The organism is Vibrio sp. SCSIO 43133 (assembly GCF_023716845.1).
In the GTDB taxonomy this organism is placed as follows: Bacteria; Pseudomonadota; Gammaproteobacteria; order Enterobacterales; family Vibrionaceae; genus Vibrio; species Vibrio mediterranei.
Map to the genome: position 1 here is coordinate 1356271 of NZ_CP068025.1, position 24167 is coordinate 1380437.

26 protein-coding genes are annotated in these 24167 nt (G+C 43.8%); 18 read left to right on the forward strand and 8 right to left on the reverse strand.

What is annotated here, in order from left to right:
• Window positions 1-102 precede the first annotated feature (102 nt).
• Window positions 103-891, forward strand: a complete 789-nt coding sequence (locus JKJ11_RS22930) for an IclR family transcriptional regulator (RefSeq protein WP_006069816.1) — start codon at window positions 103-105, stop codon at window positions 889-891.
• A 32-nt stretch (window positions 892-923) separates the two neighbouring features.
• Here the strand turns inward: JKJ11_RS22930 and JKJ11_RS22935 are convergent, their stop codons facing one another.
• The 5 genes from JKJ11_RS22935 to phnC form a co-directional block, all read right to left on the reverse strand.
• Complete coding sequence (locus JKJ11_RS22935; RefSeq protein WP_252039302.1) at window positions 924-1580, reverse strand: Qnr family pentapeptide repeat protein; 657 nt, start codon at window positions 1578-1580, stop codon at window positions 924-926.
• 359 nt (window positions 1581-1939) lie between these two features.
• On the reverse strand, window positions 1940-2806 hold the full coding sequence (phnE, locus tag JKJ11_RS22940) for a phosphonate ABC transporter, permease protein PhnE (RefSeq protein ID WP_006069813.1): 867 nt from the start codon (window positions 2804-2806) through the stop codon (window positions 1940-1942).
• Window positions 2803-3678 (reverse strand): phosphonate ABC transporter, permease protein PhnE, encoded by an 876-nt coding sequence (gene phnE / locus JKJ11_RS22945; protein ID WP_062456353.1) that lies wholly within the window; start codon window positions 3676-3678, stop codon window positions 2803-2805. Before phnE (JKJ11_RS22945) ends, phnE (JKJ11_RS22940) begins: the two co-directional genes overlap by 4 nt.
• 60 nt (window positions 3679-3738) lie before the next feature.
• A complete protein-coding gene (phnD, locus tag JKJ11_RS22950) occupies window positions 3739-4662 on the reverse strand; it encodes a phosphonate ABC transporter substrate-binding protein (RefSeq protein ID WP_006069811.1) in 924 nt (307 codons plus the stop codon).
• Window positions 4663-4704: 42 nt separating this feature from the next.
• Entirely contained in the window at window positions 4705-5544 is an 840-nt protein-coding gene (gene phnC, locus JKJ11_RS22955; RefSeq protein WP_216610700.1) for a phosphonate ABC transporter ATP-binding protein, read from the reverse strand.
• 278 nt (window positions 5545-5822) lie between these two features.
• Here phnC and JKJ11_RS22960 point away from each other — a divergent pair, with 278 nt between their 5' ends.
• The 3 genes from JKJ11_RS22960 to JKJ11_RS22970 all read left to right on the forward strand — a co-directional run bounded on the left by JKJ11_RS22960 (window position 5823) and on the right by JKJ11_RS22970 (window position 8268).
• Complete coding sequence (locus JKJ11_RS22960) at window positions 5823-6254, forward strand: MarR family winged helix-turn-helix transcriptional regulator (protein ID WP_038221812.1); 432 nt, start codon at window positions 5823-5825, stop codon at window positions 6252-6254.
• 21 nt (window positions 6255-6275) lie between these two features.
• A complete protein-coding gene (locus JKJ11_RS22965) occupies window positions 6276-7481 on the forward strand; it encodes a multidrug effflux MFS transporter (protein WP_006069808.1) in 1206 nt (401 codons plus the stop codon).
• 124 nt (window positions 7482-7605) lie between these two features.
• Window positions 7606-8268: an NADPH-dependent FMN reductase gene (locus JKJ11_RS22970; protein ID WP_038227562.1), complete on the forward strand. Its 663-nt coding sequence runs from the start codon at window positions 7606-7608 to the stop codon at window positions 8266-8268.
• 13 nt (window positions 8269-8281) lie between these two features.
• On the opposite strand, the gene JKJ11_RS22975 is transcribed toward JKJ11_RS22970, so the two are convergent.
• Together JKJ11_RS22975 and JKJ11_RS22980 are read right to left on the reverse strand one after the other, a co-directional pair.
• A complete protein-coding gene (locus JKJ11_RS22975) occupies window positions 8282-8755 on the reverse strand; it encodes a peptide-methionine (S)-S-oxide reductase (RefSeq protein WP_252039995.1) in 474 nt (157 codons plus the stop codon).
• A 95-nt stretch (window positions 8756-8850) separates the two neighbouring features.
• On the reverse strand, window positions 8851-10611 hold the full coding sequence (locus tag JKJ11_RS22980; protein ID WP_252039304.1) for an SgrR family transcriptional regulator: 1761 nt from the start codon (window positions 10609-10611) through the stop codon (window positions 8851-8853).
• Window positions 10612-10813: 202 nt separating this feature from the next.
• Here JKJ11_RS22980 and JKJ11_RS22985 point away from each other — a divergent pair, with 202 nt between their 5' ends.
• The 4 genes from JKJ11_RS22985 to JKJ11_RS23000 all read left to right on the forward strand — a co-directional run bounded on the left by JKJ11_RS22985 (window position 10814) and on the right by JKJ11_RS23000 (window position 12777).
• Window positions 10814-10981: a hypothetical protein gene (locus JKJ11_RS22985; RefSeq protein ID WP_006069804.1), complete on the forward strand. Its 168-nt coding sequence runs from the start codon at window positions 10814-10816 to the stop codon at window positions 10979-10981.
• An 86-nt stretch (window positions 10982-11067) separates the two neighbouring features.
• On the forward strand, window positions 11068-11664 hold the full coding sequence (locus JKJ11_RS22990) for a sugar O-acetyltransferase (protein WP_096443520.1): 597 nt from the start codon (window positions 11068-11070) through the stop codon (window positions 11662-11664).
• Between the two features lie 24 nt (window positions 11665-11688).
• Entirely contained in the window at window positions 11689-12255 is a 567-nt protein-coding gene (locus JKJ11_RS22995) for a sugar O-acetyltransferase (protein ID WP_252039306.1), read from the forward strand.
• Between the two features lie 3 nt (window positions 12256-12258).
• Entirely contained in the window at window positions 12259-12777 is a 519-nt protein-coding gene (locus JKJ11_RS23000) for a phosphoribosyltransferase (protein WP_006069801.1), read from the forward strand.
• Between the two features lie 72 nt (window positions 12778-12849).
• Here the strand turns inward: JKJ11_RS23000 and JKJ11_RS23005 are convergent, their stop codons facing one another.
• Window positions 12850-13710 (reverse strand): SDR family oxidoreductase, encoded by an 861-nt coding sequence (locus JKJ11_RS23005; protein WP_252039308.1) that lies wholly within the window; start codon window positions 13708-13710, stop codon window positions 12850-12852.
• Between the two features lie 162 nt (window positions 13711-13872).
• Here JKJ11_RS23005 and JKJ11_RS23010 point away from each other — a divergent pair, with 162 nt between their 5' ends.
• The 10 genes from JKJ11_RS23010 (at window position 13873) to JKJ11_RS23055 (ending at window position 24161) form a co-directional block, all read left to right on the forward strand.
• Window positions 13873-14787: a LysR family transcriptional regulator gene (locus JKJ11_RS23010; protein WP_006069799.1), complete on the forward strand. Its 915-nt coding sequence runs from the start codon at window positions 13873-13875 to the stop codon at window positions 14785-14787.
• A 99-nt stretch (window positions 14788-14886) separates the two neighbouring features.
• Window positions 14887-15651, forward strand: coding sequence for a hydratase (locus JKJ11_RS23015; protein WP_171389378.1), 765 nt, complete (start codon window positions 14887-14889; stop codon window positions 15649-15651).
• 447 nt (window positions 15652-16098) lie between these two features.
• Window positions 16099-18051, forward strand: coding sequence for an FTR1 family iron permease (locus JKJ11_RS23020; protein WP_252039310.1), 1953 nt, complete (start codon window positions 16099-16101; stop codon window positions 18049-18051).
• Window positions 18052-18095: 44 nt separating this feature from the next.
• Complete coding sequence (locus tag JKJ11_RS23025) at window positions 18096-18629, forward strand: iron transporter (protein WP_006069796.1); 534 nt, start codon at window positions 18096-18098, stop codon at window positions 18627-18629.
• A gap of 176 nt (window positions 18630-18805) precedes the next feature.
• The gene (locus JKJ11_RS23030; RefSeq protein WP_252039312.1) at window positions 18806-20122 is read left to right on the forward strand and encodes a Fe-S-containing protein; all 1317 of its coding nucleotides are present in this window, start codon (window positions 18806-18808) and stop codon (window positions 20120-20122) included.
• Window positions 20123-20124: 2 nt separating this feature from the next.
• Window positions 20125-21411, forward strand: coding sequence for an ABC transporter permease (locus JKJ11_RS23035; protein WP_031493521.1), 1287 nt, complete (start codon window positions 20125-20127; stop codon window positions 21409-21411).
• Window positions 21398-22534 carry an ABC transporter permease gene (locus JKJ11_RS23040; protein WP_252039314.1) on the forward strand — a complete coding sequence of 379 codons (1137 nt, stop codon included), beginning with the start codon at window positions 21398-21400 and terminating at the stop codon, window positions 22532-22534. The genes JKJ11_RS23035 and JKJ11_RS23040 overlap by 14 nt, the downstream gene beginning before the upstream one ends.
• A 1-nt stretch (window position 22535) precedes the next feature.
• Window positions 22536-23210: an ABC transporter ATP-binding protein gene (locus JKJ11_RS23045; RefSeq protein ID WP_006069792.1), complete on the forward strand. Its 675-nt coding sequence runs from the start codon at window positions 22536-22538 to the stop codon at window positions 23208-23210.
• Window positions 23200-23682 carry a TlpA family protein disulfide reductase gene (locus JKJ11_RS23050; protein WP_006069791.1) on the forward strand — a complete coding sequence of 161 codons (483 nt, stop codon included), beginning with the start codon at window positions 23200-23202 and terminating at the stop codon, window positions 23680-23682. Before JKJ11_RS23045 ends, JKJ11_RS23050 begins: the two co-directional genes overlap by 11 nt.
• A gap of 17 nt (window positions 23683-23699) precedes the next feature.
• Window positions 23700-24161: a copper chaperone PCu(A)C gene (locus tag JKJ11_RS23055; RefSeq protein ID WP_038231485.1), complete on the forward strand. Its 462-nt coding sequence runs from the start codon at window positions 23700-23702 to the stop codon at window positions 24159-24161.
• The last annotated feature ends 6 nt before the right edge of the window (window positions 24162-24167 follow it).

The following is a 24167-nucleotide window of genomic DNA, read 5'->3' on the forward strand; positions in this document are numbered from 1 at the left end:
TGACACTAATACAAAAGATCAAATTTTATTCAGAAAATGGATATATACTAAATTGGAATGTACAATCTTAGACTTCGACGTATCGCAAGGATGAATGACTCTATGCCAACAGAAACACCACAAGTTCAAGGAGATACTCCTACGCTCAGACTTTTTGCACTATTAGAGGTGATAGCGCAAAAAGACGAGTTCATATCTCTTCAAGGATTAGTAGAAGAAACGGGATTACCAAAGCCAACCCTACATCGTATGCTGCAGCAATTAGAGGCCGCAGGCATCATTCAAAAAGATGGGGATGAAAAGCACTATAGCTCCGGAATTCGTTTGAGAAAGCTAGCCGAGAATTTGTTGCTAAACAGCACCATGCACAGTGCCCGCCGCACGATTCTTGAGAACCTACGGGCCGAAGTGGGCGAAAGCTGTAACCTGACAGCGCTCTCCAGTGGCGAAATCATTTACCTCGATAGAGCAGAGACAGAAGCCCCGCTTCGCTTCCACTTACATCCAGGTTCGCGTGTTCCTGTTCACTGCTCTGCAACAGGCAAACTGTTTCTCGCACATATGTCGAAGTCACAGCGTAGACGCCTGATTGAAAACGTTCCGCTTACTCAATATACCGTGAACACCATCACCGAATACTCAGAATTGGAAAAAGACATTGAGGAAGCAAAGATTCAAGGTTTCGCTATCGATGATGAGGAATTCTTACCTGGCTTGGTGTGTATTGCGGTTCTGGTACCCTCTCCTACCGGGCAATCTAACCTCGGTTTAGCGATACAGGCTCCGGTGATTCGCGTTAAACCGGATGAAGCCATCAAGTTCTTGCCTGCACTACAAAAAGCAGCGAAGGCACTGGCAAAAATAGAAGCCGATAATTGGGGTAATGATTAACCCCAAACCTGATGAAAAGGCACCGAGAGCACTTAGCCCGGTAGAACTACCAAACCCAGTGGCTCTAAAAGCTGCTCTTGTTGCCAGTCGCAAATTTTTACCCCGGTGAGATCCACTCTTCTGGGGTCCAGCCCCTCAAGATCTACATGACACAAATCCGCTCCTTGAAACCGAAACTGCGACCAAGCGTCCGCTGAGAATACCCCGCGGCTGAGATCTGATTCTTTTAATGACGCTCCCATTAAGTTAGCCCCAATCCAACGGTTCTCAAACAACTCGCACTTTTCTAAAACCTGTCGCTCTAGATTGGCATAAGACAAGTTACAACCCGTGATATACGCAGAACAAAAATACATAGTGTGACTGACTTGATTGGCAAATCTTGCACGCTGGAAATTCGCCCCTTTCAAGTCACATTCACGTAGCTCTATGCCAAAACAATCAGCTCCTTCAAAATTACACATGGCTAACTGGCAATTATTAAAACTGGCATCCTTCAGATTGGCATAGTCAAAATGACATCCTTCTAGGTCCGAGGTTTCGATGAATTTACAACGCTCAAACCTTGCATCCATGAGATCTGCCCGAGCAAAGTCACAGTGAAAAAACTGACAGTTTTCAAAAACGGCTCCAGAAAGATCTTGCCGAGAAAAGTCATGGTGACGGTAGACTTTATCTTTTATATTCATACTGTTACTCCTTCGTAGAGCCGAAAGACTAACATCGATAACGCTATTATTCGAGAATAATAACTCCATTAAAAACAACATGTTAAAACATGCCAAAATCGTCATTTTAAGGCACCTAGAAAGCGTCAGGAGAGCGAATAAATTCTCTTGAGAACGCTCAGGTGTTGAAAAAAGTTTTGAGATATCTCGAGGCACACAGGAGCATCACTCATAATCATATTTGAACGGTCGCTCAATTCATAAATGAACGGATGTTCAAATATGAATATGATCAATAAATATAAGGATAAAGAATGAGATAAAAGATGTGAGGCATACTTATAAGGCTAGCCTAGACTGACTAGCCCTTTACTATTCTGCTAACGCTTTTCATACAGCGGGACATTCTCTCCCACAATGTATTTCTGTCTCAGAATACTCGATACCTTATCCAGCCCCATGATGATGGCAACAAGAACCAGTGTAATAAACGTCACTACGTCCCAGTTCCACAAACGCATGTTCTCCGCATAAACTAAGCCGATACCGCCAGCACCGACAAAACCTAATACCGCCGCAGAACGAGTATTTGATTCCAGTTGATACAAGGTCAATGCAAGAAAAGTCGGAAATGACTGAGTAAAGATGGCAAAACGATGTTTCTGTAGATTATTCGCGCCCAACGCGGTTAAGCCACGTGACGGTTTCTTATCTGCTGATTCGTGACTCTCTGCATACAGTTTTCCGAATAGCCCTAGATCTTGAACGAATACCGCCATTACACCAGCAAGAGGCCCTAAGCCCACAGCTCGCACAAAGATCATGCCCCAAATCGCCATATCAATTCCGCGTAAAACATCGAACACACGGCGCATGAAGGTAGCAATAAAGCGAAATGGTCCCGTCATCACGTTACGAGCAGCCATAAATGACAATGGCAACGCCACAAGAGATGCCGTTAACGTGCCGCCAAATACAATCGCCAGTGTTATCGCTATTTGCTTAAAGTAATAGGCAAACGGCCAATCCCAAAAATCTCTCCATACAAACATATGCAGGAAATAGCTCATAATTTTGCTATTGCCCATTTCAAACTGCTTTGAAGACACGCCAAAAAACGTAAAGAACAAGAAGTAATACACCAAAACGCTGCTCGCAAGCACTGCAACAATGGTTAAATAACGTTTTTGTTGCGAGAAAATCGCTTTATTTTCTTGTTTGATTTGCTCTAACGTTAGTTCCGTCATTTTACATCTCCACTGATAACTTTTTTGCGTAGCACACCAGACGTCATGTCTATGAGCGCGACGACAATGATGATCAGCAACAGCGTGATGCTGACCTGATCATGTCGACCCAAGCTAATATTCGTCATCAACTCTTGACCAATACCACCCGCCCCAACTAAGCCAAGAATGGTCGATGAGCGAAAATTGATTTCAAATCGAAGAAATATATACGACAGAACTGTTGGCTTAATCTGCGGCCAAAAGGCAAAACGTAGTCGTTGGACTGGTGTTGAACCACACGCCGTTAAACCTCGAACTGGCTTATCAGAAATGGTCTCGATGGATTCATAAAACAGCTTGGTCAAGCTACCTATCGTATGCAGTGTCAGTGCCACGAACCCAGGGAACGTTCCGACACCATAAGCCATCACAAACATCACCGCCCAGGCAAGCTCCGGCATGGTGCGCAAGAAGGCAACAAAAGAACGCACTGCCACTCTGACAGATGCTGGCGCATAACCATTACTGGCGGCTAAAAATGCCAAGATAATCGCGATAACTGATGAAACTAGAGTCGCGGCGATCGCAACATTAATGGTTTCCCACAATAGAGGGATTTGAATCGGTAGTCGGTAGCCCCAATAGATGAGTGAACCCGGAACCGCGCGACCAGTCTCATCGCGACTGGCGAATAAGACATCCCATGACAACTGCGGAAGTGTGTCGTAGATATAATCAAAAAGTGCAGGCGCGTTATGTAGAATGGTTGAAAGGCTAAACTCTGCATAATGCCCAGAAAGCAAGTAAAGCAGCATAAACATGGAAGACCACATAAGTGCATCCATCTTCTGCTTACGACGAGCCTGTTGGTAATATTGTTCAAACTGCATGAAATTGACCGTAGAAGTAATAAGCTGGCAGCGCCTGCCAGCTTTTAATTGGAGGGGGGATTAACGCTGAGCGAATTTAGTCGCTTTAACTAAGTCGATGATTGACTGGTATTCAGCAACACTGGTCTCTTCTAGGTGAAGCGACCCACCTGCCGCTTTGCTAAAGCAAGCGTTGTCTTCTCGGTCCAGTTTCTTCACAGCAGCAACAAGCTTATCTTTGAAATCGGGGTCTAGGCGGTTGCTAACAATAGTTGGGCCATTAGCGATAAGTGGCGATTCCCAAATAATGCGGATTTTTTTCATTAGGTCAGCGTCGTGGTCCATATAACGTAGCAACGCCCCAGCGCTATACCCTTTATCTGCATCGCCCACCATTGATGACCAAGTTACCGCAGCATCAAACTGACCGTTAAGAACACCAACGATATCTTGCTCATGTCCACCAGAGAAGTTGACCGATTTGAAAAAACCATCAAATTGATTATCCATATTTCCACCCAGAGTGTTTTCTAACTGGTTGTTTGGAATAAGGAAACCTGACGTTGAATTTGGATCAGCGAAGGAGAACACTTTGCCTTTCAAGTCTTCAATGGACTGATAAGGGCTATCTTCTTTAACCAAAATAACCGAATGATAGCCGCGAGAGTTATCGGTGTTATCTACTGTAATACCCACCAAATCTACCGCTTTAGGGTCGCTCAAATATATTTCAGCATAAGATTTTGGTGACATGTTGATAACCAGATCAATCTTCTCACCTAACAAACCTTGAATCACAGCATTGTAGTCACTTGAGTTGCGGATATTAGTTTTTACACCAAGCTCGGCATTGAGAAAATCAGCAACGCACTGGTTATCACCAATTTGGTCTGCTGCATTTTGACCACCTAGAATACCTAGATTGATTTCACTTGGAGCAGCCGCACTTGCGTTAAAAGTCATAGCAGACGCAACAGCGATACCAATAGATAGAAGCTTTTTCATCACTTGTCCTTAAAATTTATTGTGTCCAGTTTTCCGATTGGATTAGTTGATTTGGTCGATCTCATCGCCATAAAGACGATGTAAAACATCATCATTGAGGCCAGAAGGATGTCCGTCGTAAATCACCTTACCTTTGGCAAGACCGATTACGCGGGAACAATACTCCTGAACCAGTTCGATTGAGTGAAGATTTACCATTACCGCCACACCGTCACAGCTGACTTTTTGCAGCGCTTCCATAATGCGAACGGTATTTTTTGGGTCTAACGAGGCCACTGGCTCGTCGGCAAGCAGGATCTTGGGGTTTTGCATCATCGCACGGCAAATCGCCACACGTTGTTGTTGTCCCCCTGAGAGGTTTTCTGCTCGTTGTAGTGCGTACGGCAACATGTTGAGCCATTTAAGCAGTTGGATAGCTTGAGCTTTGTCTTGGTCGCTGAAGATTTTAAGCAGCGATTTAAGCGTCGAGGTATGGCTCAAACGTCCAAGTAAGACATTGGAAATCACATCCAAACGAGGCACTAAGCAAAAATCTTGGAAAATCATGCCACAGTGAGTACGCCACTCACGGATTTCTTTTCTCGACATCGATAGTACATTGTCAGTCGATAAGTCTTTATGCACATTAAGAATTTCGCCGCTGGTCGCGGGTATGGTGCCATTCAACGTATGCAGCAACGTAGACTTTCCTGCTCCAGAACGGCCTACCACCGCAACAAATTCACCAGCGTGAAGATCAAAGCTGATTCCATCTAGAACCACTTTTCCCTGTTGGTAAGACTTAGTCAAAGCGCGAGTTTCAAGAACTTTTCTACCCAGTTGCGGCGATGCAAACTCTTCTGCATCCGATACAACCGTCAGTTCAGGCATGGTCATGGCCATAAGTTTCATTCCAGTCAATAGTAGTTATTGATTGAATATTAGAGCGTGGATTTTTGACGAATTCGGGATAGTTTTGTGACTAATTTATGAACAAACAAAGTGCACCATTCAATAGAACTACACCAATAACTACTTTTAATTCAATATATTAAAGAGCAAAAACTGAGCATCTATGATTTTTGTTCTTAGAACAAAAACTCAAAACTGTGACTAATTAGTTGATCTAATCAACTAATTAGCTAAAATGGTTGACTAGATCAACTAATTGGCCTTCATTGATGACAATAGACTATCGAGCAATTAATCACGCATTACGTGAAATTCGAATGAAAACCCGCGGCAAGATGGTGGCGGAGATCACCCGTCAAAAAGTCGAGTTTTCCCCCCTTGAGCATAAAGCTATGAGTGATATTCGTGCCTTCGGCGGCGCCTCTCAGCAGAAGTTAGTCGAGTCAATGAACCGAGATAAAGCCCAAATTGCGAGAATTATCGCAAGGCTTCATCGTCAAGATCTCATCATCAAACAAAGTTGTCCTAACGACCGACGCTCCGTTGCACTATACCTCAGCCAAAAAGGGGAAAAGCTGCTAGAACGCCTCGACCAAGTCGAAATGGAAATGATAACGGAAATGCTAACTGGGTTTTCTCAGACCGAAGCAAGCACACTGAAGCAGCTATTAGAACGCGTTAACGACAACTTGAGTTACTAATTTCACCCACAGGAGAATCATTTGAAATCAACACAACCCATCCTTGGGCAAAAAGGCACTCTATTTTTTCTCGTTATTATCAGTGCATTTCCACCATTAACGATTGACCTTTATCTGCCAGCTTTGCCTACTATGGTCGATATATTTAGTACCACTGAATCAATGGTAAACCTCACGTTAAGTAGCTATTTCGTTACTTACGCGATTGGTCTTCTATTCTGGGGGCCGCTAAGTGAGAAATTTGGTCGCAAGCCAATTTTATTGATAGGTATCGGTGCTTACATGCTTGCTAGTATTGCCTGTGCGATGGCAGGAAGCATTGAGCACCTCATTGGCTCAAGGGTACTACAAGCGTTTGCTGGCAGTGCCATTACTGTCGTCTCTACCGCCATCGTCAAAGATATGTTCGAAGGACGTGAGCGCGAGAAAATCATGGCCACTATCATGTCGCTCGTGATTATTGCGCCAATGGTCGCTCCCGTACTCGGTGCGTTTCTTCTCAAAGTCGCTTCATGGAGAATGATGTTCGTGACCTTGGCAGTATTTGGCGCGTTTGCCTCCATCTTAGCCATGTGTTACCGCGAAACACTGCAAAGTCAGTATACAGGCTCTTTAGCTCGCTCTTGGACTCGACTTGGCGTGGTAATGACGAATCCAAGATTCGTGATGTTGCTGTGTATTTTCTCAATCGCACCCATGGCCCTTATGGCCTTCTTAGCTGCCGGTTCGTACATTTACATCAATGGTTTTGGCCTGACTGAGCAAGAGTTCAGTTACTATTTCGCATTCAATGCAATGTGCGCCTCTTTAGGCCCTTCTATTTACATGAAGTTATCCCGCCATATTTCAGTACAAAAAGTGATTACTTTGTGCTTTTTTATTTTGGCACTGATGGGTGTGTTAACGCTCAGTATTGGTTCTACCGCGCCTTGGGTCTTCGCATTAATAGCCGCTCCAGCGACGCTAATGGTTATTATGATGCGAGTGCCTGGTACCAACTTGATGCTTGATCAGCAAGACAAAGACACCGGCTCCGCTGTGGCATTGATTCAGTTTTTTGCCATGATTTGTGGCTCAGCGGGCATGTTATTGGTTTCCATGCGTCCCGACGCACTCATCGCTAATTTAGGTATGATTCAACTCTCAATCGGCATTGTGGGCGGTCTACTATGGTTTGTGGTTCGTAACCGAGCATTTGTCACTGACAAGCTGGTCAAAAGTGTCTAATTAGACTCCTAAAAATCAGAAAAGGGGCAAGCGCTCCTTTTTTTGTGACTTCTCATTGCAACAAAATCCAGACCCTTTAAGCTAAAACGAACAACATCAGAAAACATTAGGGAAGTACTAGATAGTGAAGTTATTGATTTTTCTCGGCTCTGTAAGAGAAAGTACCCCACCTCGCCCCGCACGACTGGGCGCAAGAGTCAGTGATGCCTGTCAGTCTCTGCTAACACGCTTTTATCCCGAGATTGACGTGGAAATCATCGATCCTCTTACTTTGAGTTTTGATGCAGTTTTTAAACCTGAATTTGCTTACAGCCGAAGTAAAGTACCAGAAGACTTAAAGCAGCTGGCAGCGAAGATTGAACAAGCTGATGGCTATGTGATGGTCTCACCTGAGTACAATCACTCTATGAGTCCAGCACTTGCTCACCTTCTTAACCACTTTGGCAGCTCTCTGTTTTCTTATAAACCCAGTGCAATTGTGACCTACTCTGCAGGACAATGGGGCGGCGCTAGAGCAGCCGTTTCAATGCGAACTTTTCTCTCCGAGCTAGGCTGTTTGCCAGTATCTGCCATGATTCACATTCCCAATGCTGCTAGCGTATTCAATGAAAAAGGTGAGGTGCTTAACGAAGCATCTCAACAAGAGTGGGATAGCTATATGAATCGAACGCTTGCTCAACTTATTTGGTGGGCGGAAGGTGCCAAAGTTCAGCGCAGTGCCAGCGACCCAGCCGAACTTATTCATGCGTTTCAACGCGATCCTTCACAGAGGAACGCGCCAAAATAGTCAGCACTTGAAGCTATTTTTTGTACTTATGCAAAATCGCCTTGGGTATATGGCAATAATCATTGGGGTGCAGCGTGAGCCGATCTTGATGCTCGTCATCACTCTTTACATAGTTACTAAGTGGCAACACCTCTACCACGATTTTATCTGCATCGGAACGCTCGGCAATGTAGCGTTTCGCTCGCTCAAGATGTTCTGGATTTACACTATAAACTCCAGTGCGATACTTCTCTCCTACATCTCCCCCTTGCTTGTTGACGCTATAGGGGTCAATGATTTCAAAAAAGAAATCCATAAGCTCCTCAATTGACACTTGGTTCGCATCAAATTGAGTTCGAACACACTCAGCGTATCCATCGTAATCACACTGTGTGGTACTCGCACTGCCATTGGCTCTACCCGCTTCGGTATTTATGACCCCAGGTAAATGTCGCATAAACTCTTGGACGCCCCAAAGGCAGCCACCAGCGAAAACTATCTCTTGCATCGTAAATTCAGTCATCCACGTCTCAAACTGTCGACTACTTTAGCAGAATTATGCCAACATCAACTCCAACCTGTTGTTAAAGTAATACAGAAACTCTACTCCTCGACCCAGACGCTCTTAATATCCGGCCAGCCCCAGATAGTCATGGATACACCTTGCAGCTGGTCAGCAAAATTCAGAGTTTGCTTATGGTGAAACAGTGGGATTATCCACCTATCAGAGACTAACGTCGATGCGATCGGTTCAAGGGCCGTCATGTATTCCGTAGATTGATTCTGTTGTCTCACTTGTTCAAGCTCATGTTGCAGCCATTGCTCCGTAGACGGTGTCAGGCACTGTCTTAACACTCTATCCGTCGCAAGCCAAATAAACGCCGAAGACGGTCGGTTGTCATCCAAGCTCATGCTGGTGAGGATAATCTCTTCCTCAAGATTATGACGCGCACACAGTTCGTAAAAGTCGGCATAGCTGTATTCGTTAATCTGACAGCTCACACCAACCCGCTGCAACAAATCGGCAACTACTTGGGCGCTTGCGCGTAAAGCATGATGTTGGTAGATGGCGATATCTAGCTGCTTCGGCAAAGGAGATGTCTCTGCTGGAGGAATCAATACTTTCATCCAGCTTGGCAAAAGGTTGTATGCCGCAATGCCCTGAACTCTGGCTGCGTCGTTATTGGACAACTGCTGCAACACCGGCCTTGAATTCATCAACTGACCAAGATAGTGACGCTGCGTGCTATCCAGAGCTGCAGAGTGGTTGAACATCGCCAGTAAGCAGCCATCCTCAATCCGGCTCTGAGGAGTCGCCTGAGTTGATGGTTCAGTACCGCTTTCAGTTGAGACCAAATGACTACAAACAGCATCATAGGGTGTAGGTAAATCATAAGTAGCAAGTGAGGTAGAACAACTGCTTGTTCCTGCTTTTGGGAGTTGCCAGATCGTCACGCTGTCTGATAGTGCACAAAGGCCGTGATAATGTTCAAACGCCTGTAAATCAAGCTGTTCCTGAGAATGCTCGACTAGCTTAAAGGGACCACTACCAATGCGAACGGAATTATTTTCTAATTGAGCGCTCGGTAATACAGAGAATCGGTAATCCGCTAGCAGTGCAGCAAAGCTTGGCTCTGGCTGAGACAGAGTGAACTCAATACACAATCGCCCCACGGCGCAGATCGCCACAACATTAGCTAACAAAGAACAATAATTAGGGTGCTGTTTAAGACGCATGAAGAGTTCAGCAATGGTCTCTGCATCTATTGGTGCTTCGTCATGAAATCTAAGATGAGGTCTTAGATAAAATCGCCAAGTTAGCGTCTGCGAGTCATAGCGCCAATGATGAGCCAGATCGGGTTCGACATTTCCCTCACCGTCACAGCGCGTCAAACAAGAGAATACTTGTCGGGTTAGGAATCGCTCACTATTTCGTAACGAGTTGGTGGTATCCAACGGTGACAATAAGCGGTCATAAGTAAGCTGAATATGAACTACGCCTTCTCTTACTTGCGGACCGGCAGTTTGTTGTAACACTAGTCCGAATAACGCTTTATCCCCACCTAACAGTTGCAGTGCTTTTTCATAGTGACCTTGCGAGATATGCTCTGACGCAACATTGACGACCAACGTGCTCTCAGAATGGTTGAGATGAAGTATCGAGCGTTGATTCCGTCCCACTTTGGGTTGCCAATCGATCCACCCTTTCTCATCAAGCTGTTTAAGTAAGGTTCGACTATGCCGCGTACTGGTAAACATCAGCTCCGCAAGCTTATCTATTGTGGTACTGATGTCTTTATTCGTTCCTAATACCGCTAGACGTTGATAATACAGCAGTGCTCTATCGTTACTTATTTCCGGCATTTCTATATCACCTTAGTTCCACATAAGACCAAAAATCAGGCAAACATAACCTCATCCAGACAAATTAACGTTAAATGTGGAACTAAACAACACCAATTACTCAGTTTTTGCCCTCCTATTAATTGTTCATAATCTATCTCGAGTCTTGAACACCGACAGCTCCACACCACATGACTGTGCCACGATTAATGAGGACTAAATTATGTTGAAAGCCATCAAAAACGCACTCACATTCAATCTTTCTGAAACCGATCTCGATGAAGCGATAGTCTGTATTGAGCAAGCCGTCAGCGAATACACAAATTCATTAATGGCTCTATATGAGTGGGAAGAAAACACCAATGAGAAGCGGCTGTCAGATTCGAATTAAACCTTTCGAAGTCTGTGGCTTATGGATAAATCGTAGTGCTAGGATATCGATCATTATCCAATACCAGCTTAATAGTGAATACTTACATGAATCCAATGTCAAAACTGCACAGTCAAAATGTCTATGCTTATGATGAAGCGCTTGCTGAACGTCAAACCGAGTGTTTAGAAACACTGTATGACTTTAATCATACCCGCCCTAGTGAGACCAAAAAACGTGAGCAAATAATGCAAATTTTGTTCGCAGAAGTTGGTGAAGATTGTTATTTAGAGCCTCCTGTACATGCTAATTGGGGTATCCATACCCATTTTGGTAATAACGTCTACGCTAACTTCAATCTCACGCTGGTTGACGATACCCACATTTACATTGGTGACCATGTAATGATTGGGCCTAATGTAACCATAGCAACGGCTGGACACCCTATTGAGCCAGAGCAGCGCAAGGTTCTAGCTCAATTCAATATACCCGTTCACATTAAAAATAACGTTTGGATTGGTGCTAATACTGTCGTGCTTCCGGGCGTGACTATTGGAGAAAACAGTGTCATTGGCGCTGGCAGTGTGGTGACGAAAGATATTCCTGCCAATGTGGTGGCAGTTGGTAACCCTTGTCGAGTACTCAGAGAGATTAATGACCGCGATAAAACCTACTTTTACAAAGATCGTCGCTTTGATGAGTAGAGCTTAAAACACTTGAGTGACCTTATGACTGAAAGAGAGAAAATGCTTGCGGGACTTCACTATGACCCAAATGAGCACACCTTGGCGACGCTGCGCACGGCAGCGCGCGATCTAACCGAACAATACAACCGTACTTCTCGTCACCAAAGTAATGATAGGAAGCAATTGCTCCAGCAGTTGTTTGGCACTATTGGTGGTGAGATTAAAATTGAACCAAACTTTCATTGCGATTATGGCAAGAACATTCATGTTGGCACCAATTTTTACATGAACTTTGGCTGTGTCATTCTCGATTGTGCCGAAGTACGAATCGGCGATAACTGCTTTATTGGCCCTCAAGTAGGGCTATATACCGCTTGCCATCCACTGGCCCCTACAACTCGGAACACGCGTATTGAGTTCGCTAAGCCCATTACGATTGGAGATAACTGTTGGATAGGAGGGCATGCAACGATTAATCCTGGCGTTATCATTGGTAATAACGTTGTCGTTGCCTCAGGTGCAGTCGTTACAAAAAGCTTTGCAGATAATGTCGTGATTGGTGGAAACCCAGCACACATCATTAAACATCTCGAAATAGAAGAGGCGTAGCCAATGAAGAGTCAACATATTGGAGAGCTGGTTCTCAGTACAGAGCAGATACAAGATGGCGTGATTGCGATTGCGGACGTGCTTAATAACGATTTTGAATCTGCGGTCATCATCAGTGTTGTTCCCGGAGGCATACTGTTTACTGCCGATCTCGTCCGTCACCTCACCTTTGACATAAAAATGGACTATATTTCCTGTCCTCATACTCCTGGCGATAGCAACAACTCTTCAGAAATTGTTTATCATCAGAACATAAGCATTGAGGGTCAAGACGTCATTGTTATCGACGATGCGATTGAATCAGGAGGGACGATGAAGCGACTGGTCCAGTATCTTGCTGAGAATTTTGCCCCGAAGTCGGTCTCTATTGCCACTCTGTTCGTAAAACCCGGTCGAGTGGATATCCCATTCCAACAGTTTTACGCCTATGAAATGGAAAACGACGACTTGCTCGTTGGTTATGGCTTACCGTGGCAAGATAAACTCAGAAATGTGCCTTATGTTTCTAAGTTGGTGAAATAGCCTAACTCCTTACTAAATTACAACAGGTAGAGGAGAGCTAAGGCTCTCCTCTATTGATAGATCAAAATTAGATTATTTCTCAATAACCGATGCAAATTCTTCAGCAAAAGCACGGAAGGTTCTTGGCTTTTTGCCGGTAACTTGCTCGACGGTAGTTGTAACTTCTGCGTAATGACCCTCACCAAACCACGCCATTATCTCCGCAAGTTTTTCAGCACTCCAGTCATCCATCCCCGCCTCTTTCATTGCCGCTTCTGCTGCTTCTTGTGGTACAGCAACGTAGTCAATTTGCTTTCCGGATACTTGCGTTAATATCTCTGCTTGCTCGGCAAACGTTAAGGCCTCAGGACCGGAAATAAGATAAGTCTGATTCTCATGTCCAGGTTGAGTTAATGCCGCAACCACAACAGCCGCCACATCACGAATATCAATCACACTCTGTTTTGCTTGCGCAATCGGTAAGAAAAATTGTCCCATTGCGTTGATCGTCCCAAGACTGCCATATAGGTTTTGGAAAAAGGAGTTAGGTTGCACGATGGTATAGGCAATGCCCGATGCCTTTACAATATCGTCTGTTACAACATGCGTGCGAATAATTTCTGACCCCGCGTCAGCTTTTGCTCCCATACCAGATAGTTTTACAATAAGCTCAACACCTGCTGCCTTGGCTGCCGCAACCGTATTTTTCATCCACTGCTGATTGTTTGGATGGGCTGGCATTGCTACATAGATCTTTTTGATGCCTTTCATTGCCTCAGTCATGGTATCGACATCGTCGTAGTTGCTCACGCGAACTTGATCTGGGTTGAGATCTAACTTGGTAGCAGCGTCGAGATTTCGTGCCATAACACCAAAGTTTGCACCAACCTGTTTAAGTTGACGAACCACTTCTGAACCTGTGTTACCTGTTGCGCCTAGTACTAGAATTTCCATCGTGAACCCCTTAATCGTCTTATCTATTGAACCTTATAGTGCAGCATAGTTTGAGAGTGCCGCGTCGGTATGTCGTAACTATAGCCAATACCAAAAACATTGATTAGAAGGTTAAAATGAACTTTACTATCCCATATATGGGATGAATAGATAATCAATACAATGAAAGAACTCTCGGCTTTACCGTTGTTTGCCAAAGTTGTAGAACTCAGTAGCTTCGCTGAAGCAGCACGACAGCTCAATGTGCCCACTACAACAGTCAGCCGCAAAATACAGCAACTTGAACATGATCTTGGTGGCAAGCTGTTGAATCGTTCCACCCGCTCCCTGTCTTTGACCGAATTGGGTATTCAAGTTCTTCCAAAAGCTCAGCTTATCGCCGACACGGTCGCCGAACTATATAGCGATGCAGAAGACATGGCCAATCAGCCTATTGGTACATTGACCATCACCGCACCGAAAGCTCTGAGCCAAGATTTACTTGCTCCTATGTTTGCTGAGTTCAGAGCCCTATATCCAACCATTCGCATCAACTTGGCATCATCAAATCGCTATCAAGACCTTACCAAGCAAAGTATCGACTTCGCTTTTCGGCTTGGTCCATTGCATGATTCCAGTCTCGTGGCGTTAACTTTGTCTCCTGTGAAATACGTATTAGCCGCTTCAACGCAATACATAGATAAATATGGAGAACCCAAACACCCGTTAGAGCTATATCAAAAACCGTGTATTAAGAATCACGTCGAAGGCTATTTTCTCCCTTGGCGTTTTGCTCGCAATAGCGAAGAAATAGAAATCGCCCACAACTCAGAGTTGATATCCGATGACTTCAACGTCACAAAAGAACTCGCCCTTCACCATGCTGGGATCTGTTACTTACCCTACTCGCTGCTGCGCCAAGAGATCCAATGCGGTGCTATAAAAACACTTCTTGAACCTTGGGTTCCACAAGATCGAACCATGTTGTTGGTGTACCCTGACAAGCGTCATTTGCCACTTAAGTCTCAGCTTTTTATTGAATTTATACGTAACAAGCGCAGCGAATTTAGTAAAAAGTTGGCAGGGACAACAGATTAGAAATTCAGTTGTGAAAAACTCGTGACTTCATGATCTCATCACCTATTTCGCTGGAAACATTTGCTATATGATTAAAAGATACAACACAGGTGATATTATATGACAAATATTTTTCAGCAAGCTGCCTCTGAGCTGCTAAGCCGCCGTGTAGCGGGAACCAAAGCACCACGACTGAATGAACTGCAACGTCCAAATACCTTGGATGACGCACTACAAATCCAATCTTCAATGATCGATATGCATAGCGATGAAGTTGGAGGATGGAAGTGTCTCCTGCCTCTATCCGATGACCAATTTATCGTTGCACCAATTTTCTCTAATAGCGTGCAAAAAGGAGAAATCTGTGAGCTCTTTGCCGACAATAATACCGCTCGGATAGAGCCTGAGATCGCATTCCTCCTGTCAAAATCGTTACCCGCAAAACCTGATGGCTATAGTGAAGAACAGATCAATGATGCCATTGGCTCTTGCCATATGGCATTGGAACTTATGCAATCTCGCTATGCCGACGATAGTGGCGCTGAGTTTTATGAGAAATTAGCAGACTGTTTGGTTAACCAAGGATTGTTTATTGGGCCAGAAATTGCTCGTGAACAAGCTTTTGATGCTGCAACCATCCAAATCACCGTATCTCAAGATAACAATGTGCAGACGTTCGCTGGAAAACATCCAAACAAGCTAGCACAGACTCCGATCTACTGGCTCATTAATGCAATGACTCGTCGTGGTATTGAGTTTAAAGCGGGTGAAGCAATTATTACTGGATCTTATTGTGGTGTTGTCGAAGTAGACTTTGGAGTCCTCACAGCAATAAAATATGATGGTTTAGGTGAATATAACGTTCTATTTACTGAGAAGAATTAGTGACGGCATAAAGTTATAGCGATTAAATAATTTTCGCTATAACTTTTTATATATCCCTTTTGATGTTTCATTTAATTAAACTCCACTTAACTCTGTATTGAGAAAGTAACCGAGATAGATATAACAACAGATTTTTTATTTTTTTAGTACATTATAAATCACTAAAATCAACAACATTTCAACACAGATGATAATGATATCAATTTTCATTACCATCTGTGAGAACTTAGTTTTTGCTTGAAATGACCGATTACAACATGAGTGAAATTTAACCACATCAACCAAATGGTTTAAATTCCATTGTTATTCAATAAGTTAAACGAAGACCATCAAAATCAAAGTTTAATATCATCTCATTTATCACCCTTCACCTTTATAATCTCTAACATTGATAATGAGAATGACTTCCATTAGCGTACAGGAACACCTCTTGTTCACGGATGTCATATGTTAAAGGCAATTAACAATTACCGTCGTTATTTTCTAGTATTCTTCCTACTTATTATGCCGCAAATCTCTTATGCCATAGATTACAAATCTGCAGCAAATGAAATAATCTCTCGACTCGAAAAAGCAGAAGAACTATATCGAGAGGGGCAACAAAACGAAGCTAAAACTACAGTTCAAATGGCTTACTTCGAAGTATTTGAAAGCTTGGAAGGTCCCGTCCGCATTAATTATTCACGGAAATACGCGTACCAATTAGAATCTAAATTTGGCGAGATACGAAAAATGATCGTCGCTAGAGAATCTATTGAAAACGTTCAAAGTGAAATTGATTGGTTAAAGCAAGAGGTAGCTAACTTACCGAGTATTCTAGCTTCTGGGCATAAGCTCATCGCCGAAAATACCAACCTTCATACGGATGATATTCTTCCTTTTTGGCGAGATGCCGTAACCTCTATTGATACACAACTGAATGAGGCACTAACTGAGTATCGAGAATCTGCCGAACAACCTGATGAATCCACGAAAAAACAGCAACGAGCTTTCGAGTTGGTTCAGCAAGCGCAATTCAAAGGCTTTAAAAATACCGAGCTCGAAATCACAATAAGATTGAACCGTTCAGCGGAAAAAGCGGCTGAATATAATGCAGCATTTCGTTCATTAGCGAAAATAGCCAAACAAGAATATAGCCAAAAACATCTCATTCAATTTAGCTATGAACTGGCAACCTTAGTACAAGATCTAAAGGATGAGTTACCTGGCCTTCCCCCAACTCGCGATTTTCAGTCTGTCTCAGACTCCTCTTCCGAAGCATCATCAGTTCAATCAAAAGATTGGCGGCCTGTTGTCAGTAGCATTATTCAAGCTGTCGACGGTGCTATAGAGATCTATAAAAATGGCGATACCAACGGTGCAATGTTGGCAATGCAAGATGCCTATTTCGACTACTTTGAAGCCTCAGGAATGGAGAATGCCGTTGGCTCTAGAGACAGTAACTATAAGTCAGAGTTAGAAGGCTATTTCACTCGAATCGTCAGCATGTTAAAGGCAAATCAAAAGGTTGATGATATACAAGTGCAAGTGAAGCTCTTGAAACAAGGATTGATGGACGCCTCTGACACGCTTTCTGAAGGAGATTTAGGATGGTGGGCCATGTTACTTGCAAGCTTCACCATCATCTTCAGAGAAGGGCTTGAAGCCATGCTTATTGTGGCAGCAATTACAGCATACCTAATCAAGAATGACGCATCCGATAAGCTTCATGTCGTTAAAAACTCAGTCGTGGTAGGTCTTATCGCCAGTGCCATTACGGCCGCGCTATTTCAATGGTTGTTCGAGAATGCGGGCGCAAGTAGAGAGCTATTGGAAGGCATCACCATGCTGATTGCCGTAGTGATCCTATTTTCAATGAGTTATTGGCTTCTTTCAAAAGTAGAGGCTGTTCAATGGAAGCGCTATTTACAAAGCAAACTTTCAAACTCAATTACGACAGGCTCCCTAATAGGGCTTTGGTTAGCAAGTTTTCTAGCGGTTTATCGCGAAGGCGCTGAAACCGTGCTGTTCTATTTTGCATTGGCGAGCGATGCCACTGCACAAACTATGACGGCGTTAGTTGCGGGCTTCCTTGTTGGCGTCGTTGTACTTGCTGTCATCTTCTTCATCATGCGATATAGCGTAGTCAAACTCCCACTTAAGCCATTCTTTATTTTCACCGGCGGATTTATGTACTTAATGGCATTTGTATTCGCAGGTAAAGGCGTGTTGGAGCTTATCGAAGGTAAATTATTCGACCCAACACTTATTGCTGGCGCGCCAGAATTCGCAGCGTTTGGAATCTATCCATACTTAGAAACCTTGTTACCTCAGCTCATCTTGGTGCTGGCAGCACTGTTCGCGCTCGTGCTCTTAAAGCTCAAAAATAAGCAAGACATGACTATCAACGCGAACTCATAGTTCAATTAAAACTTCGTAAAATCAAACAAGTAAAGGACATTACTATGTTTAACAAAAAACTCATCGCCGCAGCAGTGGCTGTACAAGCAATTTCAGGCATAGCTATGGCTAACGACCTACCATTCGTGGAACATCCAGCAGGTGAACCTGTTGAAATGAACGGAATGGAAATTGCCGCAGTTTACTTAAAACCAGTGACCATGGAGCCACAAGGCATGATGCGCGCAGCATCAAAATCGGAGGTTCATCTTGAAGCAGACATTCACGCCTTAAAAGGCAACAAGAATGGATTTGCGGCAGGGGAATGGATCCCGTACCTAACCATAAGCTACACACTGAAAAACATGGATACAGGTAAGACTCAAGAAGGCACATTCATGCCAATGGTTGCAGCGGATGGTCCTCACTATGGTTCGAATATCAATATGTTGGGTGTTGGTAACTACAAACTCACTTTCCATATTGACCCGCCATCAAAAGCAGGACTACTGCGCCATACAGACGAAGAAACAGGTGTAGGTCGTTGGTTCAAACCGTTCGATGCGAGTTATGAATTTAAATACGTAGGTATCAACTAACCATTGCTATATCAGCTCAGGCGATTGCATTAGAGCCTGAGCTGATCTTGTTTGGTTGTTTAAGTTTTCTCTGCCGGTCAGATTACAGTATGAGTTTCTATCTTTCCCAAGTCTTACTTGTCTATTTACTACCCGCACTCCTATTTGGTGCCATTTGGGCAACACACAGTACCCACATGTATAAGCATCAAATCGGATGGTTTTTGCTATCGCTACTTTCCGGAGCATTACTGTTCTTCCTGTTACCTTTTAGCCAGGTCAACATATTAGCCGTCTCTACTAGCTACTTAGCGATCTTATTACTCACCGCTATTGTTAGCCTTCTGTTCTCAATATCACCGCGAATACTGATAGCTTTACAGAGCCTAACAACTCTGCTTGCCAGCTTTATGTGGGCGAAAGTAGCTAAGCTGACCATGCTAAGTACGACAAACGTAATCAACACTGAGCTTATCCTCAATGTTACAGCTATCATCTTAGGTTTTTTGGCCATTGCGTTTATTCATGTTACGTCGAGTTTGACTGTCACAGTATTAAGCAAAGGTGCGCGACGATTTTTGATTGTGCTGCTATTGGTGATTGCCGCCCTACCATTATCTGGTGAAATCATTCTCGCCAGTATGAAGCTAAGTATTGTTGGCTTAGATAGAGGCTTATTGGCATATGTTTCGAAAGTCACTAACTTTTCTTGGGTGACGTCTTATGCGGTTTTAATCATTTCATCGTTGTGTTTGTGCTATTTCTATCGTTCTCAAATCCAACCGCTAAAAACACAAATATCTCATACCTCTCTTGCCATTGAACGACGCAAACAACAAGCACGGCTGAACTCGGCAAAACACAAGGTCACATTTAATCTCGCCACTCTTGCTGCTGTACTTATCGCCCTACTCTATTGGGATCTTGTCGCTTCACAACCCATTCATCGTTCAGAAGCACAAAGAATGGAGATGGCAACGGATGGTCGGGTTCATATCCCGATTGATGAACACTTAATAGACGGTAAGTTACATCGTTTTGACTGGGTAGCCAGTGACGGCAAGGTCGTTCGCTTTTTCGTTATTGACCGATTTGCAGGTGAAAAGAAATTTGGTGTTGTGTTTGATGCCTGCATGTTATGTGGCGACGCAGGTTACGCTCAAGTAGGCGACCAAGTCGTTTGTCTTGCATGTGGGGTGCATATTTTTATTCCATCTATTGGCAAGCCAGGTGGATGTAACCCTATTCCAATGCCTGACTGGCGGGTTGAAAACAACGAGATTGTTGTAACCCAGGCGACACTAGAAAGCGGACTAAAGTACTTCAGTGAAGTAGTAGAAGTTATGGCAACCGATCCCGTTAACGGTAAACAAATCAGCAATATGGATGCTGAGCACAGCTATTCATTCTCCGGAAAAACGTACTTCTTCACCTCGGAAGACTCATACGAGACATTTAGAGAAGACCCCTGGAAGTATTCCGATGTTAAACCTGTTAACCCACTCGGAGATTAGCAATGTTAATTCGAATGCTACGTCAATCATGGCGTCATGACTCCAACAGAAAAAGACTGGCTGTCATTACTGTATTCTTAGCAGCAAGTCTAATTTCGGCCTTATTAGCAATATCAATCAATATTGGCAACAAAATGTCTATGGAGATGAAAAGCTACGGTGCGAATATTGAGATATCACCTGAAGGGCAAGTAAAGCTGCCCGAACTCCTCGCTCATAACGTCAATAAACTGGAAAAAGACGATCTGCTTGCCGAAAGCGAGTTACCTAACATCATGGATATATTCTGGCGCAATAACATAATTGGCTTTGCTCCATTCGTGAAAGGTCAGGTTAAAGACGTAGAGTCGAATCGCACCATTCGCATCATCGGTACCTTTTTTGACAAAAACCTCCCAGTTGCCGACGACCACGAATATCGTACCGGTAACAAAGTCATTTCTACCTATTGGCATATTGATGGGCAATGGCCCAGCGACGAGAAAAACGAAGTACTGATTGGTAAAACGTTAGCCAAGCAGCTGTCATTGTCGGTTGGAGATACCCTCTCCCTCGCTGGTGAGAGTAATGTTAAAAACGACTTCAAAATCACTGGCATTCTCACTAACGGTACCAGCGATGAAAGCTCCGTTGTGATGCCGTTAAATAAAGGGCAGCAACTCCTAGGTTTAGAAGGCAAAGTCCAAAGTGTAAAAGTGTCTGCTCTGACCGTTCCGGAAAATGCTCTGTCTAAAAAAGCACGCGAAGATCTGGAGTCACTCGACTCTGATGAATATGACTTGTGGTTTTGCACTGCGTTTGTTTCTTCTATTTCGTTCCAACTAGAAGGGGCGATGAACAACGCCTTAGTAAAACCGCTTTGGCAAGTAGCTGCATCTGAGGGTGCCGTTATCAGTAAGATTCAGGCACTATTGTTTGTTGTAACTTTTGCTGCACTGATTGCTTCAGCAATGGGTATCGCATCTCTAATGACTAATGCGATCCTGCAACGAGCCAAAGAAATCGGGTTAATGAAATCACTAGGAGCGCATAATTGGCAGGTTTATGCCTTGTTCTACTCCGAGTCCATATTGTGTGGCATTTTAGGTGGATTGTTGGGCTGTTTGTCTGGTTGGGGGTTATCCAAAGTCATCGGCTACGCCTTGTTTGGTTCTTCTATCTCATTTGACTGGATCATTGTTCCTGTCGTTCTACTTATCTCTACTTTGATTACTGTTCTTGGAACCTATTTCCCATCTCGCAGAATCGCATCACTGTACCCAATAGAGGTGTTATATGGCCGCAAATAAACCTCGTTCAATGTTATCAACACTAGTATGGCGGTCGCTAAAACTGCGTGCACAGCGCGTCCTGGTGGTTTTTCTCGCACTCACCGTTGGCTCGGCAATCATTACCGCAATGGCAGGCGTATATTTCGATATCAATGAAAAAATGAGTCATGAGCTTCGTAACTATGGCGCTAACTTCTTTGTTGGCCCTGAAGCCACTAAAAAGCTCACAACGCAGCAATACCAAGAAATAAAATCACTTGCCCCTAAAGATAGCCTCATTGCATCTAGTCCTTACCTATATGGCATGGTTCAAGCCGAGCTAGAGAAGGTCGTATTGATGGGTATCGACTTTTCACAACTAAAGAAGCTCGTACCTTACTGGCAAGTTGAAGGTCAATGGATCGGAGTATCCTTTGATGACCGTAACGTCATGATAGGTAAAAAGCTCGCTGAGAAGTTAGAGCTGGGCATAGGCTCAGAACTTACTGTATACGGAAAACAAGGTAGTTACAGCTTTAGAATCAAAGGAATCGTCGAGTCAGGTTCAGACGAAGACAATTACTTAATCGTAAATCTACCGTTTGTGCAAAAGTGGCTCAATAAAGGTGATGAGATTAATTTCGCCATGTTTAGCCTAACCAACGACAAGCAACAAGTAGCTCAGTTCGAGCAGACGTTGAAACGTCATTATAGTGATCTTGTGATCAGGCCTATTCGCAAAGTCTCCGCCTCAGAAGGCAAGGTGCTTGATAAAATAAAACTGCTTATGGGCATCGTTGCTTTGGTGATTTTGGTGTTGTCGACGTTGTGCGTAAATACGACGATGACTTCTATGATCGCGGAGCGTCGTTATGAATTTGCGCTGCAAAAGTCATTGGGCGCATCGAATCAATCCATTAAGCGCCAAATCGTTCATGAAACCTTAATCATTACTCTCGCCGCTGTCATTAGCGGTTTGGTGATCGGCTACATTCTGGCTCAGTTTCTCGGACAGTCCGTATTCGGCTCAACCATCGATATTCGAATACCTGTTCTATTGATTACCAGTTTACTTTCATTTTGCGCCGCCTTAGTCGCAGCCACTCTTCCGACAATTCGAGCGATACGAATCGACCCAGCCAAAGTCCTGAAAGGAGATTAATATGTCTACATTCGCTATTAAAACAGAGGGACTTTGCAAAGTATTCGATCAAGTCCATGCACTTGACGATATCAGTATTGAAGTCAAAAAAGGTGAGTTTGTCGCCATTATGGGGGCGTCAGGTTCAGGCAAAACCACCTTGATGAACATTCTTAGCTGCCTAGACAGTGCAACATCAGGAACGGTTATTTTGGATGGTGAGGATGCTGGCTCTCTCGATGAAGAAGGACGACGTGCCTTTCGCGCCGAGAAAATTGGTTTGGTGTTTCAGCAATTCCACCTAATTCCTTATTTGACGGCGTTGGAAAACGTCATGTTGGCTCAACATTACCATAGCGTTCCTGACGAAGACGCTGCGAAAGCGGTGCTGACACAAGTGGGATTGGGTCACCGTTTTGATCACCTTCCGAGTCAACTGTCAGGCGGGGAGCAACAACGTGTATGTATTGCTCGCGCGATTGTAAATGAAAGTCCAATCATCTTCGCCGATGAGCCTACCGGAAATCTTGATGAAGAAAATGAGAATATCGTCCTTGAGATTTTCAAAAAGCTTCATGCTCAAAACAAAACTATCATCATGGTCACCCATAACCCGAGTTTAGGGCAATTTACTGACCGCATTATTCGCTTACAACACGGTAAATACATCGGTGAGGAAATCCAGGATGTGGCGTAACTATTTACTGATTCCACTCCTCAGTACGGTAGTGATAGTTACAGGATGTAAAGAGCAAGTTGCCCAAATTGGGGCTGAAAGTCCCGACATCGTGGCACTAGATTCTCGCGACACCGAACTCAGCATTCATGATTATAAGGGTAAGAAAGTCGTGCTCGAATTCTGGTCTTCTACCTGTGGTGCCTGTATAGCCATGATGAAAAAATGGCAAGACATTTATCAAAGACGCTCAGATGAAGTCGCCATAATCGCTATTAATATTGACCAGTACGACGTCGACCTTGATGCATTTCGTCACAAATATCAGTTCACGTTTCCCATTGGCAAAGACCAACTAGGAATATCTAAAGAACGATTCTCTATTGGCGTCACACCTACCACTTATTTGATCAACCAAAAAGGCACACTGGTAGATATGCATATTGGTTACTCAGCAAAACTAGATTTAGATAAAGTTATTAACACATTGTAAATATAAGGAATATTAAGATGTCACTGCGAAAATTCTTGTTGCCCCTTGTCGCGTTATTCAGCCTACTGTCTCTCGTGCCTGCAGTTAATGCAAGCACTCCAACGCTTCAAGACAAGGTCCAAATAGACTCTCCTGTCATCTTCCAATTAGCCAGCGGAGCGAAAGGCACTGGGTCTAAAATGACGATTTACAATAACAGCGACCAAACACTGATTATTACTGGGTTTCATATCAACGAGTTTGACAAAACCATGCTTCACAGCACCAAATATGAAGCAGGGAAGCGTGTCATGTTCATGGTTAAAGACATTACCATTCCAGCAGGAAAAAAAACCGCATTAACCCCAAACACTCACCACTTTATGATGTTCGGCCCTAAACGCACCTTAAAACTGGGGGAGTTTCTAACCATGACTGTCGATACCAACCAAGGTCAATTTAAGGTCATCGCACAAGTTGTTCCTCGCAAGCTTAAATAGGTTAAG